This is a genomic window from Woronichinia naegeliana WA131, assembly GCA_025370055.1.
In the GTDB taxonomy this organism is placed as follows: domain Bacteria; phylum Cyanobacteriota; class Cyanobacteriia; order Cyanobacteriales; family Microcystaceae; genus Woronichinia; species Woronichinia naegeliana.
Genome location: CP073041.1, coordinates 909,519 through 922,464, shown reverse-complemented (window position 1 = coordinate 922,464; position 12,946 = coordinate 909,519). Strand labels below are relative to the sequence as shown.

Below are 12,946 nucleotides of genomic sequence, written 5' to 3'. Positions count from 1 at the left end.
TCCAGTGATCAAGCTAATTAGAAATTAACTTCGCTTGATTTTTTTATTTCCCTATCGTAGCGAGTTTTAGAGGGTTTTAGCAGTCCTACTCTAGATGATTTTAGATCTACGGTTGGGGTTGAGGAGCCTCTAGCTGTTCCCCTAATTGGCTTAGGTTCAGCGCATAGCCCCCCGTGACTAAATAAACTTGATCGGCGATCGCGCCCACTTGACGGGTTAAATGACCCAGGCGATCGCGGAATAGTCGGCCCAGAGGATAAGCAGGAACAACCCCCCATCCGGTTTCTTCAGCAACCAAAATAACGGTCAAAGTTAATTTTTGTAAAGTAAAGATCAATTGTTGTTGTTGACATTGCCATTGATCATCTTCAAGGGTTAGTAAATTAGCGACCCAAGTTCCCAAGGAATCAACCAAAACAATCCCTGGCGGAATCACCTCTAAAAGGTTGGCAGAGAGATCCGTGGGAACCAGCAGAGTTTGCCAATGGGGAGGACGACGTTGACGATGTTTTTCTAAACGAGCTTGCCATTCCAGATCTTGAGGAGCGTCCTGAGCCGTCGCCACATAAATAATGGGTTGATCGAATGCTTGTCCCCATCTTGTCGCCAAATTTTCTGCCCATTCACTTTTACCGGATCTCGCTGGGCCGGTCACTAGAATAATGGCGGTTGGTGAAAGAGTTGTCATTTCCAGAAAAAGTAGTTTGCCGAAAATCCTAAACGTTGGTCAATCAGGGCGTAAACCTAAAACCTCAGTTAACACCATTTCCCCTTGGTTATCTATAATTAAAAGCTGAAATGAGCACAATTTAAAATGATTAGTTGACAGTTCTCTTCACACAACGGTACAATGGGAATTTGTCAACGATTCTCTTGAGCATTGGGAGTTTGTCAGAATCTTCCTAATTAAAACATGCCCACTATTCAGCAGCTAATTCGTAGCGAACGCTCCAAAGTACAGAAAAAGACGAAGTCCCCCGCGCTTAAACAGTGTCCTCAGCGTCGCGGTGTCTGTACCCGTGTTTACACGACAACCCCCAAAAAACCTAACTCGGCTCTCCGTAAGGTAGCACGGGTGCGTTTGACCTCTGGGTTTGAAGTTACCGCTTACATTCCAGGGATTGGTCATAACTTACAGGAACACTCTGTTGTTTTGATTCGCGGCGGTCGGGTCAAGGATTTACCAGGGGTGAGATACCACATCATTCGGGGAACCTTGGATGCCACTGGGGTAAAGGATCGTAAACAAGGCCGTTCTAAATACGGTACTAAACGAGCTAAAGCTAAATAAAATCCTCTTAGGCGAGTTTATTTTCTCGTTCTTTGCTATCTAAAAAAGATCGTTTTAATACAAACCTTGCGATCCCTATCCTGCTCCCTCAGATTCGGAAAAGAATTCAGGGGAGACTATTAAAGTGTCTGTTTACCTCAAATTAAATCATTATGTCTCGTCGAGGAAATGTCAAAAAACGTCCCGTTCCCCCGGATCCGGTCTATAACAGTTGTTTAATCAGCATGACCATCCGTCGGGTAATGAAATCGGGCAAAAAATCCCTAGCTTCCACCATTGTCTATGATGCCCTCACGGCGATCGGACAAAAAACAGGGAATGAACCGCTGGAAGTTTTTGAAAAAGCGATTAAAAACTTAACCCCCCTGGTAGAAGTCAAAGCCCGTCGCGTCGGTGGGGCAACCTACCAAGTCCCGATGGAAGTTCGTTCCGCTAGAGGAACAGCTTTAGCTCTTCGCTGGCTAGTACACTACTCTCGTATTCGTGGTGGACGTACGATGGCCAGCAAGCTTGCTAACGAAATTATGGATGCTGCTAATGAAACAGGAGCCGCCATCAAAAAACGGGAAGAAACCCATCGTATGGCTGAAGCCAACAAAGCCTTTGCTCATTACCGCTACTAGAAAACGGGGCGGTTATCCGCCTTGATTTCTCAGCATTTTTTTTGCAAAGAAAAGTATAGAATTGTAAATAGTGTAAACGAATACCAAAGATTTAGCGAACACTAGCCGGGCAAATTTTAAGGAGGTAGCTGTGGCACGTACTATCCCGCTAGAGCGAGTGCGGAACATCGGCATCGCGGCCCACATTGATGCGGGCAAGACAACAACAACGGAACGAATTCTCTTTTATTCAGGAGTCGTTCACAAAATTGGTGAAGTTCATGAAGGAACTGCTGTCACCGACTGGATGGATCAGGAACGGGAACGGGGTATTACCATTACCGCCGCAGCAATCAGCACAAGCTGGAAAGACCATCGGATCAATATTATTGATACCCCTGGCCATGTGGACTTTACCATCGAAGTCGAACGCTCCATGCGGGTTCTAGATGGTGTCATTGCAGTGTTTTGCTCGGTAGGTGGAGTTCAACCTCAATCCGAAACTGTTTGGCGGCAAGCCGATCGCTATAAGGTGCCTCGGATTGCTTTTATTAATAAGATGGATCGTACAGGGGCAAACTTTTTCAAGGTCTATGGACAGATGCGCGATCGCCTGAGAGCTAATGCCGTTCCGGTCCAAATTCCCATTGGCAGTGAAAGCGAATTGAAAGGAATTGTTGACCTGGTGAAGATGAAGGCCTACATCTACACCAACGATCTCGGTACAGATATTCTAGAAACAGATATTCCTGACGACATCCTCTCCCAAGCCCAAGAATATCGAACCATCATGGTAGAGGCCGTGGCTGAAGCGGATGATGCCCTAATGGAGAAATACCTCGAAGGTGAAGAGCTAACTGAGGATGAAATTAAAGCCGGGCTTCGTCAAGGAACAATCGCCGGTTTAATTGTGCCAGTGCTTTGTGGTTCTGCATTCAAAAATAAGGGAGTCCAGTTAATGCTGGATGCGGTGATTGACTATTTACCTTCTCCTATAGAAGTACAAGCTATTCAGGGAACCCTGCCTAACGGCGAAACCGAAGAACGGAAAGCCGACGATCAGGCTCCGATGTCCGCCCTGGCATTCAAAGTGATGGCTGATCCCTACGGTCGTTTGACCTTTGTGAGGGTTTATTCAGGCATTCTTAAGAAAGGCAGTTATGTACTCAACTCGACCAAGGACAAAAAAGAACGTATTTCCCGTTTAATCATTCTCAAAGCAGACGATCGCATTGAAGTGGATGAACTTCGGGCAGGGGATTTAGGCGCGGTATTAGGGCTAAAAGATACTCTAACAGGGGATACCCTCTGTGACGATGACCAACCCATCATTCTGGAATCCTTGTTTATTCCCGAACCAGTGATTTCAGTCGCGGTAGAGCCAAAAACCAAGCAGGACATGGAAAAACTATCCAAGGCACTGCAATCTCTTTCGGAAGAGGACCCAACTTTCCGCGTTAACGTTGATCCTGAAACCAACCAAACCGTGATTGCGGGCATGGGAGAATTACACCTCGAAATTCTAGTGGATCGGATGTTGCGGGAATTCAAGGTAGAAGCTAATGTGGGTGCGCCCCAGGTGGCCTACCGTGAAACCGTTCGTAAATCTGTCAACAAAGTAGATGGCAAGTTCATCCGTCAGAGTGGCGGTAAGGGACAGTACGGCCACGTCGTTATTGATCTCGAACCCGGAGAACCTGGTACCGGTTTTGTTTTTGTCTCTAAAATTGTTGGGGGAACGGTTCCAAAGGAATATATTGGCCCCTCAGAACAAGGGATGAAAGAAGCCTGCGAATCTGGTGTTTTAGCGGGTTATCCCCTAATTGATGTGAAAGCTACCCTGATTGATGGTTCCTTCCACGATGTGGATTCATCGGAAATGGCCTTTAAGATTGCCGGTTCAATGGCAATCAAGGCTGCTGTACTCAAAGCTTCCCCCTGTATCCTAGAACCGATGATGAAGGTCGAAGTGGAAGTTCCAGAGGACTTCATGGGCAACGTCATCGGCGATCTCAACTCCCGTCGTGGACAAATTGAAGGTCAGGATACGGAGCAAGGAGTAGCCAAGATCGCTGCTAAGATTCCCTTGGCAGAAATGTTTGGTTACGCGACCGATATTCGGTCAAAAACCCAGGGTCGGGGTATCTTCTCAATGGAATTTAGCCATTATCAAGAAGTCCCCAAAAATGTCGCTGAAGCGATTATCGCTAAAAGCAAAGGGAACGCCTAGTTAACTTTAGTTTCAGTCCTTTTAGGTTATAATATTTAAGCCTTGGGACTGAAGCTAACTATGAAGAATCAAGCAAAGGAATTTATTATTCATGGCACGCGCAAAATTTGAACGTAACAAACCCCACATCAACATTGGTACAATCGGCCACGTTGATCATGGCAAAACAACGTTAACTGCTGCTATCTCTAGCATTTTGACTAAGAAATTTGGTGGTGCAGCTAAAGCCTTTGATCAGATTGATGCAGCTCCTGAAGAAAAGGCTCGTGGGATCACAATCAATACAGCTCACGTTGAATATGAAACGGCAAATCGCCACTATGCTCACGTTGACTGCCCTGGTCACGCTGACTATGTAAAGAACATGATTACAGGGGCCGCTCAAATGGATGGAGCGATCTTGGTGGTGGCAGCAACTGACAGTGTTATGCCTCAAACTCGTGAGCATATTCTTTTGGCGAAACAGGTTGGGGTTCCTCAACTCGTTGTTGCCCTGAATAAGTCTGATATGGTAGATGACGAAGAAATGCTTGAGCTAGTGGAAATGGAAGTTCGAGACCTTTTAAGTTCATATGATTTTCCTGGCGATGATGTTCCGATTATTCGCTGCTCAGGTCTGAAAGGGCTAGAGGGTGATCCCGAATGGGAAGCAACAGTATTGGCGTTAATGGATGCTGTTGACAGTTACATTCCGACCCCTGATCGCCCTGTGGATAAAGACTTCTTAATGGCTGTAGAGGATGTATTCTCCATCTCTGGTCGTGGAACGGTTGCTACGGGTCGGATTGAACGTGGTAAGGTCAAGGTCGGTGAAACCGTTGAAATTATTGGTATCCGCGACACGCAAACAACTACTGTTACCGGCGTAGAAATGTTCCAAAAGAGTCTGGATGAAGGTCTGGCTGGGGACAATGTGGGCTTGCTGTTACGGGGTGTCAAAAAGGAAGAGATTGAACGCGGTATGGTAATTGCTAAACCCAAGTCTATTACTCCCCATACCAAGTTTGAAGGTGAGGTTTACATTTTAAGCAAGGATGAAGGAGGTCGTCATACACCCTTCTTTACCAATTACCGTCCTCAATTTTTTGCTCGTACTACTGATGTAACTGGCACAATTATCGCTTTTACTTCTGATGATGGTAAGGCGGTGGAAATGGTGATGCCAGGCGATCGCATTAAAATGACGGTGGAGTTGATCTGCCCAATCGCGATCGAACAGGGGATGCGTTTTGCTATCCGTGAAGGTGGTCGTACCGTCGGAGCCGGTGTGGTTTCTAAAATCCTTGACGAACCCAAAACCGATACCAAGGGTGGTAAGAAGAAATAACCCGATGCTAAGGGTGCAACAATTTCAGTGAATGTTCAGTGATTAAGCAATGCTTTAACGAACGCTCTGCTTGGTCACTGATATTTAATGTCTATACTTCAAGTACTTAATCGTCTGAAGTTCCGTTTGTACAACAACCTCGAACCTTGAAAATTTAAAATAGGTAAAATCATGGCTGCTCTCCAACAACAGAAAATTCGCATCAGATTGAAAGCTTTTGACCGTCGTCTTCTCGATACATCCTGCGACAAAATTGTAGATACCGCCAATCGTACTAGCGCAACGGCGGTGGGCCCGATCCCCTTACCGACTAAACGCAAGATTTATTGTGTATTGCGATCGCCCCACGTTGACAAAGATGCCCGTGAGCATTTTGAGACCCGTACACACCGACGTATTATTGACATTTACCAACCCTCTTCTAAAACAATTGATGCTTTGATGAAGTTGGATTTACCGGCTGGAGTAGATATTGAAGTGAAACTATAGGTTTAAAAATAATATTGTTAGATCAGTCCTCGTTAAGATAACGGGGATTTTTTCTAGCAGGACTTTTTGTGATCATTGGTTTGAGTTGCTTAATCGTTGGGCTGTTCGTAGGATTTGCCCAGCTAACATAGCTGCCCCAAAGCCATTATCAATATTCACCACACCGATTCCCGTTGCACAAGAGTTGAGCATGGTTAAGAGGGAAGCCAGACCACCAAAACTCGCTCCATAACCAATACTGGTGGGAACGGCAATGACAGGACAGTTGGCCAGTCCAGCAACTACACTGGGTAAAGCTCCTTCCATGCCTGCAACAACAATTAAAACATCAGCCTCGTTAATTAAGGATTGATGACTGAGCAAACGATGAATGCCTGCGACTCCCACATCCCAAAGACGTTGTACTGCAAATCCACAGAGAGTGGCGGTGATGGCAGCTTCTTCGGCGACGGGTAAATCGGCGGTGCCGGCGGTCAAAATACTAATCACACCCGTATATTTTACGGTTAATTCCTGTTGAATTAAAGCACAAATGCGGGCAACGGGATAATAACTGAGTTGGGGAATTTCTAGCATCAATATTTCAGCGATCGCCGCTTCGATGCGAGTTGCCATGACGATGGGATGATAGCGACCCATTGCTTGCATAATTTGAATAATTTGTTCTGGTGTTTTATCTTGTCCCCAAATGATTTCAGGAAAACCCGTCCGTAGATGGCGATGGTGATCTATTTTGGCAAAATGATCTAAGGATTCAAAACCTAGATATTTGAGTTTTTCAAGGGCAGTACTGGGACTTGTTTTTCCCTGGGCAACGGCTTCGAGAAGTTGCTGAAGGCTATCAGGATTCATAGCGATAAAATTTTGGAATAGTTAGAGAGAAATTAAGAAAATCAACGAGTTACGTTAAGCAGCGATCGCACCCGATCTAGAGGCCAATAAATTTTGTAGGCTTTGCCAACAATTGCTTGTCTCGGTAATACGCCCCAAAGGTGGGAATCAAAACTATTATTGCGATTATCTCCTAGCAGAAAATAATGTTCCATCGGAATTGCTTTGCTAGGCAAATCATAGGTCGGTGTTTCGGCTAAATAATCCTCTGCCAAGGGTTGCCCATTAATAAAAACCTGACCTTGACTAATATTAATCGTTTCTCCCGGTAAACCAATCACACGTTTGGTATAAAATTCTGAGGGCTGAGGATCAAGACGTTGTAGCTCTTCAGCCGGTTTAAAAACCACAATATCACCTCGTTGCGGTTGGTAATCGGGGTTTTCTTGCACAAAAATGCGATCGCCGACCTGTAGAGTTGGAACCATCGAAGGACTGGGAATAACAAAGGTATCGAGAGAACGGGCTAACCATTGGGGCAAAACATTCAGGGCTAATCCCACCAAAAAAATGAATCCGACCAGAATACTGATCAGGGTTCGTTGCAGAGATTTTGCAGCCGGAAAACTACGATAGACATGACAGGCGGCGATCGCCGTTAAACTAGGGCCAAGCCATAAAAGAGGAGTGTAAAAAACCTGGAGGCGCAGACAAACAATCCCTAAAGTAAAAAAGATTAAGCCAATAATAAATTGATGATTATAAAAATGTCCCAAACCGGGCAAAATTCGAGAGGCAAAAACAGCAAACCAAGGATTTTTCCATTGACGAGGAATTTTTTCTCGATAAAATTGGGGATTTTGATTAAACACTAATAATAAAGCATCAATCATATTTCCTAAATAAATTCCTAGGGACATCAATAAATAAATCAGTCCACTAATAATATCTCCCTCTGGACTTAAAATTGACCAGAAACCAATCCCTAGACACAGGCTTTGCAGTGCAAAAAAACCTAATCCTCGCACCCCATATCCGGCATAGATCTGTCCTAGTCCGGGATAAAACATGGAGAGATTGACGGCTAACCAGGGATCTTTCGTGATGGGAGCAGAGGCGTTAGGATAAGACTGGTGAGGAGAAGCATGGAGCGACAAAGTAACACCTTCGCAATTAAGTGACAGCAAGTAATGCTCATTAAATCGAAAAATCAAAGGAATAGTGCATTAATTTTTCCTTATTTTAAATTCTAACAAAGGATGAAGCCCTAATTTATGATATTCAACCCTCATTAACCAGGGTGACTTAAAGGAAATTGCCCTGAAAATCCCTAAAGAAAATTTCTAATTGCTCCAAATGTTAAGAATTATGTTATATATACGTATGCCAAAAGTTCTGTCTGCTAGATCGCCATGAAGTGGAAAATTCCCTTGTTGCTGTTGTCCCTTGGATTAGTAGGAAGTTCAGCGATCGCTGCCTCTTTGATGATTTTGCCTGCTCGCCATTCTGAGACATCTCAGTCCTCTGAGCCAAAGACGTTAGCCAGTCCCCTGCCGAATAGTTTGGACGATAGCTTGATCCAGAAAGGGGTTAACGAAATCCTGAGCGTCTGTTTTCCGAAGCCAGTCGCAGCCCAAGGCACTGAAAGCACTGAAACCGCTCAAACTGCTCAAACCGGAGAAATCTCAGCCTCTCAGCCAGCCCAACCTTCTCAGAATCTGGCAACCGCTCCCTCTCCCCTGGTATCCCCTCTAGAACCTGCATCGCCCCAGAATACGACATCGCCTCAAACGACAGAAAGCTCTACAGATAAGACTCAAGAAACTCCGCGATCGCTCTGCCAGAATTTAGCTGCCTCTATCAGTCTTTTCCCTAATGCGAACTCAAGCTCTGAAGCCAACCATCAATCTCCCTCTTTCCTTGGTAAATTAGCGGCTCAAATAACCCCAGCATCTGACGAAAACAAAATTGTTCTTCCACCGGTTGCCCCTTTCCCACAAATTAATGCCCAGGCAAAATTAGCCTCTGTTCCGATTATTATGTACCATGATATTCTCCCGAAAAAGGAGGTTTCCTGGGATGTGACACCAGAGGAATTAGAAGCCCATTTTCAAGAAATTAAACAACAGGGCTTAACTCCCATTAGTCCTGATATGCTGTTAGCCCACCTCCGCACGGGCATTCCCCTACCCAATAAACCCGTTCTTCTGAGCTTTGATGATGGCTATGGCGGTCACTATGAATATGTTTATCCGCTATTAAAGAAATATGGTTATCCAGCTGTTTTCTCCATCTATCTCAAAAAAATGGAAGGAACCACCAAACGCAGTAGCCTAACCTGGGAACAATTACAGGCAATGGCGGCGGATCCGTTAGTGACTATTTCAGCCCATTCTATTAGCCATCCTTCCGATTTACGTCCCCTAACCGATGATCAACTCAACCAGGAAATTATTATTTCCAAACGCCTACTAGAAGAACGTTTAGGGATTCCCATCCATTACTTTACCTACCCTGAAGGCAAATATGATGCACGGGTCAAACAATGGGTGATTGCTGCTGGTTATCAACTGGCCTTTTCGATGGATGATAACGATGAAAAATATGCAGGGGCTTCCCCCGATCTGTTCAGTATTGGCCGCTTTGGACAGTCCAATTTAAAAACAGCGATCGCCTCAGCTTGGGGAGGATATCCGGCTCCCGTACCAGCAGATCAATTTAACTTAACTACCCCTATTGAACATCGAGAATTTAAGCTAAACGGTAACGACATTATTTTAGTCAGTGGCGGCACTCCCCGTACCATTCATGCCGATAGTCGCTATCAAGTCCCAGAAATCCTCAAGGGAACCGGTGCAGTGGCGGGATTGGATGGAACCTTCTTTTCGCTCAAATCTTTAAATTCTAATATTCTCATTGGCCCGGCTCTTAGCTCTAATCGGGGTTTTGTCCCTGGTAATAAGAGTGAAAATCCGAAACTGACTGGACGGCCTTTAGTTTTGATTACCACCAATTGGATTAAATTTATCCCCTTTGATCCCGAACGTCATAATACGTTGGCCGGTATTCAAGCCGAAGCCAACCCGACCGCCAATAGCCAAACTCCTCAAAATAGCGAAAGTCCACCAGTTTCGTCAGACGCTGAAACAACTCAAAATCCCAACCCGATTACCGATGCTTTTGTCGCTGGAGCCTGGTTAGTCAAAGACGGAAAAGCTAGTACTCCAGAATCGTTTGGCAATCTATACGGCTTTGATGCGCGACGGAATCGGGCCTTTTGGGGCATTAATCAAGCAGGGCAGCCTGTACTTGGTGTCACCCAAAATCTAGTGGATGCGGTTTCTCTAGGACAAACCCTAGCTCAATTAGGTTTCCGAGATGCCATTATGGTCGATTCAGGAGCCAGTACATCCCTTGCCTACGAAGGCAAATCCCTCGTTACCTATCAGCCCCGTCCTGTACCCCATGTAATAGCCCTGTACCCCAAGACCTCATCAAACCGGCTGGTAACTCCTGAGCCAACGCCCCAGTCCCAATGATCTTAAATAACTTATCGTTTAAAACCGTTTACTTCCATTGTCCATCGAGTTGGTTCTTGATAGCGGCGATCGCTTTTCTACTTAACGGTTGCCAATCTCCCCCTAGTCCCCCTCTCCCCCCCTCTCCCCTTCCCCCCAGTCCCTCTCTCTCCCCCTCACCTTCTCCCAAAGATCCCCAGGCAGCCCAAAAATATCGTCAATTAGGACTGAAATACCGCAATCAAGGCGATTATCCCCAAGCCATTCAAGCCTTTAAAAAGGCCGTCGCGCTTAATCCTGATGAAACTTCGGGCTACGTATTATTGGGATGGACATTACATCTGGCCGGCCAGGAAACAGAAGCCGCCCAGATATTGCAAAAGGCTCTTCAGCAAAATCCAAAATTAGTACCAGCTTTAAATGCTCTCGGCATTGTTTATTTGGTCAGTGGCGATCTCTCGGCGGCGGTTCAAACCCATCAACAGGCGGTGGCCTTAGATTCAAACAATGAAATTGCCTACTATAATCTGGCTCTGGCCTATCAGCGTTTAAAACAATTCGATTTAGCTCTGCCACCAGGACAAAAGGCGGCTAAGTTAGAACCCCATAATCCCCACACCTGGATTGCCCTGGCTTTAATCTATTGGGATCAAGGCGATCGCCTTAAAGCCAGACAAATGTATCGCCGTGCCCTTAATTTAGATGCTCGTTATCGACAACCGGATTTTTTAGCCCAATTAAAGTTAGCTGGTTTAAGTCCCGATCAAATTACCCTGGTTCGTCAAATTCAACGGGATAGTCAATGAGTGAGCAGATAAGTGAGCATAATAATATCTTTTCTGCACGCCTTTTGAAAGAAGGAAAAGGATGGCGTTTGGGTTTTGATCCAGATCGGGACATCTATCGAGGTTTAGTGGGTGGAGAAAATTGGGCATTGGAATTAACCGAGGCTGAATTTCAAGATTTTTGTCGTTTGCTCAGTCAATTAAAAACAACGATCACCGTCATTGCAACGGAATTAATGGAGGAGGAAAAGATTACTTGTGAAGCGGAAAGTGAGTTACTTTGGCTAGAGGCTGAAGGTTATCCCCAGGCTTTTTCATTACGCTTAATTCTTCTGCAAGGACGCTGTGGTGAGGGCGGTTGGTCGGCGATCGCGGTGACAGAATTGATCCAAGCCCTAGAAGCCTTTCCCAATGGATAATTGACAATGGATAATTGATAATTAATTTGGTTAAAAGCCTGTTCCTTCAGGGAGAAAAAAGCAAAAAAATTCATTTCTTTCAATCCTCTTCCTTTTTAGGGAGAGATCATTATCCATTATCCTTGGAGCCTAAAACTGCTTCTAAAATCTCTGAAGTAACATCATCACTGACGATAACTTCCCCGATCGCCGTTGGTAAAATAAAGCGTACCTTACCGGCCTTAACCTTTTTGTCGGTTTGTAAAGTATTTAAAATCGCTTCTAGCTTTAATTCGGCGGGAATTTTAGTGGGTAAGCCCGTTTTTTCAATCAGGGACAACGTGCGATCGCAATCGGTTTGGCTCCAAAGTCCCATCTTGACTGCAATTTCTCCAGCCGCAACCATGCCAATGCCCACCGCTTCCCCATGATTAATTTGACTATAGCCCGTCAAACTTTCTACGGCATGGCCCAATGTATGACCATAGTTCAAAATAGCGCGTAATCCGGCTTCTTTTTCGTCTTGAGTGACCACATCCACCTTGGCTTGACAGGAACGGGTAATGATCGTTTCCAACAGGCGATCGGGTAAGGCCTCCAAATAGGAGAGATCGGCTGTTGTCTCTAACTGTTCAAATAAATCCTGATCCCAAATTACGCCATATTTAATGACCTCGGCCATACCGGCTCGAAACTCCCGTTCTGGTAAGGTTTTTAGCACCAAAGGATCGATATAGACCAAACGAGGTTGATAGAAAGCTCCGATCAAATTCTTGCCTTGAGGATGATTAACCCCTGTTTTACCACCAATGGCCGCATCAACCATAGCCAAAAGCGTCGTGGGAATTTGGACAAAATGAACTCCTCGCAACCAGGTCGCCGCCGCAAAGCCCGTCATATCGCCAATAACTCCCCCGCCGAGAGCCACAAAGGTGGAAGACCGCTCTAGACGATTTTTTACTGCCTTGTCATAAATTTGAGCAATGGAATCCAGGGTTTTGTAGGATTCGCCAGCCGGAATAAAATGAACTATAACGCTGTATCCAGCTTGCAGTAGAGATTCCTGTACGATCTGCCCGTAGAAGTCAAAGATTTCAGGATTGGAGACCAGTAGTATTTCTTTTCCTAATTGTAGTGGCTTGAGATGTTGACCCACATTAGCTAGGGAATTGGCTGCAATAACAATCTGGTAGGGATTCTGGGGCAAAGGGACAGGAATCAGGGTGGCCATAAATTCGGTGATCAATGAGAGACTATGGGAAGTACAATAGCAAATAATCGAGTTTACTTAAAAGAGGTTAGAAACAATGTCCACCGCCGGTGTTGCTATTTTTATTGGTTATTTTGTGGTTTTTACGAGTTTAACTCTCGGTTTACTCTACGGTCTGCGTGCCGTTAAGCTGATTTGAAAAGCGTCATCTGTATTGCTAGAGATGGTTAATCGCATGGTTAGTCTGCTGGTTAACTATCTCTTT

At 45.2% G+C, this 12,946-nt stretch carries 13 protein-coding genes; 9 read left to right on the top strand and 4 right to left on the bottom strand.

Annotation, left to right across the window (positions count from 1 at the left end; all coding sequences use genetic code 11):
• Window positions 1-106: 106 nt before the first annotated feature.
• Complete coding sequence (gene cobU, locus KA717_04870; GenBank protein ID UXE62183.1) at window positions 107-688, bottom strand: bifunctional adenosylcobinamide kinase/adenosylcobinamide-phosphate guanylyltransferase; 582 nt, start codon at window positions 686-688, stop codon at window positions 107-109.
• Window positions 689-913: 225 nt separating this feature from the next.
• Between cobU and rpsL the strand changes: the two genes are divergently transcribed.
• From rpsL to rpsJ, 5 genes are all read left to right on the top strand, one after another.
• A complete protein-coding gene (rpsL, locus tag KA717_04865; GenBank protein ID UXE62182.1) occupies window positions 914-1,291 on the top strand; it encodes a 30S ribosomal protein S12 in 378 nt (125 codons plus the stop codon).
• 152 nt (window positions 1,292-1,443) lie between these two features.
• Window positions 1,444-1,914 carry a 30S ribosomal protein S7 gene (gene rpsG, locus KA717_04860; GenBank protein UXE62181.1) on the top strand — a complete coding sequence of 157 codons (471 nt, stop codon included), beginning with the start codon at window positions 1,444-1,446 and terminating at the stop codon, window positions 1,912-1,914.
• 130 nt (window positions 1,915-2,044) lie between these two features.
• Window positions 2,045-4,123 (top strand): elongation factor G, encoded by a 2,079-nt coding sequence (gene fusA, locus KA717_04855; GenBank protein ID UXE62180.1) that lies wholly within the window; start codon window positions 2,045-2,047, stop codon window positions 4,121-4,123.
• Between the two features lie 91 nt (window positions 4,124-4,214).
• Window positions 4,215-5,450, top strand: a complete 1,236-nt coding sequence (gene tuf / locus KA717_04850; protein ID UXE62179.1) for an elongation factor Tu — start codon at window positions 4,215-4,217, stop codon at window positions 5,448-5,450.
• A 168-nt stretch (window positions 5,451-5,618) separates the two neighbouring features.
• Entirely contained in the window at window positions 5,619-5,939 is a 321-nt protein-coding gene (rpsJ, locus tag KA717_04845; protein UXE64552.1) for a 30S ribosomal protein S10, read from the top strand.
• A 72-nt stretch (window positions 5,940-6,011) separates the two neighbouring features.
• Here the strand turns inward: rpsJ and larB are convergent, their stop codons facing one another.
• Window positions 6,012-6,791: a nickel pincer cofactor biosynthesis protein LarB gene (larB, locus tag KA717_04840; protein UXE62178.1), complete on the bottom strand. Its 780-nt coding sequence runs from the start codon at window positions 6,789-6,791 to the stop codon at window positions 6,012-6,014.
• Between the two features lie 41 nt (window positions 6,792-6,832).
• Window positions 6,833-7,957 (bottom strand): signal peptidase I, encoded by a 1,125-nt coding sequence (gene lepB, locus KA717_04835; protein UXE62177.1) that lies wholly within the window; start codon window positions 7,955-7,957, stop codon window positions 6,833-6,835.
• A 246-nt stretch (window positions 7,958-8,203) separates the two neighbouring features.
• Here lepB and KA717_04830 point away from each other — a divergent pair, with 246 nt between their 5' ends.
• The 3 genes from KA717_04830 to KA717_04820 are packed head-to-tail and all read left to right on the top strand — an operon-like array spanning window position 8,204 to window position 11,492.
• Window positions 8,204-10,309, top strand: coding sequence for a polysaccharide deacetylase family protein (locus KA717_04830; protein ID UXE62176.1), 2,106 nt, complete (start codon window positions 8,204-8,206; stop codon window positions 10,307-10,309).
• Complete coding sequence (locus KA717_04825) at window positions 10,306-11,094, top strand: tetratricopeptide repeat protein (GenBank protein UXE62175.1); 789 nt, start codon at window positions 10,306-10,308, stop codon at window positions 11,092-11,094. The genes KA717_04830 and KA717_04825 overlap by 4 nt, the downstream gene beginning before the upstream one ends.
• On the top strand, window positions 11,091-11,492 hold the full coding sequence (locus KA717_04820) for a DUF1818 family protein (GenBank protein ID UXE62174.1): 402 nt from the start codon (window positions 11,091-11,093) through the stop codon (window positions 11,490-11,492). Before KA717_04825 ends, KA717_04820 begins: the two co-directional genes overlap by 4 nt.
• A 109-nt stretch (window positions 11,493-11,601) precedes the next feature.
• Here the strand turns inward: KA717_04820 and aroB are convergent, their stop codons facing one another.
• Entirely contained in the window at window positions 11,602-12,702 is a 1,101-nt protein-coding gene (gene aroB, locus KA717_04815; GenBank protein ID UXE64551.1) for a 3-dehydroquinate synthase, read from the bottom strand.
• A 76-nt stretch (window positions 12,703-12,778) separates the two neighbouring features.
• Here aroB and KA717_04810 point away from each other — a divergent pair, with 76 nt between their 5' ends.
• The gene (locus KA717_04810) at window positions 12,779-12,880 is read left to right on the top strand and encodes a cytochrome B6 (GenBank protein UXE62173.1); all 102 of its coding nucleotides are present in this window, start codon (window positions 12,779-12,781) and stop codon (window positions 12,878-12,880) included.
• Window positions 12,881-12,946 lie beyond the last annotated feature (66 nt).

Coding starts and splice junctions, on each gene's coding strand:
- tuf (UXE62179.1), top strand. CDS start 4,215: ATGGCACGCGCAAAATTTGAACGTAACAAACCCCACATCAACATTGGT.
- rpsL (UXE62182.1), top strand. CDS start 914: ATGCCCACTATTCAGCAGCTAATTCGTAGCGAACGCTCCAAAGTACAG.
- KA717_04825 (UXE62175.1), top strand. CDS start 10,306: ATGATCTTAAATAACTTATCGTTTAAAACCGTTTACTTCCATTGTCCA.
- cobU (UXE62183.1), bottom strand. CDS start 688: ATGACAACTCTTTCACCAACCGCCATTATTCTAGTGACCGGCCCAGCG.
- KA717_04810 (UXE62173.1), top strand. CDS start 12,779: ATGTCCACCGCCGGTGTTGCTATTTTTATTGGTTATTTTGTGGTTTTT.
- KA717_04820 (UXE62174.1), top strand. CDS start 11,091: ATGAGTGAGCAGATAAGTGAGCATAATAATATCTTTTCTGCACGCCTT.
- aroB (UXE64551.1), bottom strand. CDS start 12,702: ATGGCCACCCTGATTCCTGTCCCTTTGCCCCAGAATCCCTACCAGATT.
- larB (UXE62178.1), bottom strand. CDS start 6,791: ATGAATCCTGATAGCCTTCAGCAACTTCTCGAAGCCGTTGCCCAGGGA.
- rpsG (UXE62181.1), top strand. CDS start 1,444: ATGTCTCGTCGAGGAAATGTCAAAAAACGTCCCGTTCCCCCGGATCCG.